Genomic DNA, 337 nt, shown 5'->3' on the forward strand with positions numbered 1-337 from the left:
GGTGACGCGGCTCTCGTCGGCGACATCGTCGACGGTGCGCCGGTCGCCGTACTGCCGGCCCTCGATGTCAAACGTGTGGAGATGGCAATCCTCCCATCCCATGGCGGCCTGGATGGCGCGATGCAAGTCACCGAGCGTCGTCGCACCGGGAACCAGGAGCCGGCGCCAAACGGGTGGTTTGGTGTCGCGCAGCGTCACCTTCAAGCTGACCACCTTCCGGTTGACACTGCTCATCGACTGGGCGGTCTTGACCATCAGCGCCTCCTGCCATCACGCGCCCATCCTGTGCGTGATGGGGTGGTGGCAGGCAAGCCGGGTCATGCCGCCATCGGCAAGG

1 protein-coding gene is annotated in these 337 nt (G+C 66.2%); it reads right to left on the minus strand.

The window, feature by feature from the left end; all coding sequences use genetic code 11:
- Positions 1-255, minus strand: a 255-nt coding sequence (locus Q7A36_RS41185; protein ID WP_305109538.1) for a plasmid pRiA4b ORF-3 family protein, incomplete at its 3' end; no start/stop codon positions are given.
- Between the last annotated feature and the right edge of the window lie 82 nt (positions 256-337).

Origin of the sequence: Paracraurococcus lichenis, assembly GCF_030657435.1 — a bacterium.
Classification (GTDB): Bacteria; Pseudomonadota; Alphaproteobacteria; order Acetobacterales; family Acetobacteraceae; genus Paracraurococcus; species Paracraurococcus lichenis.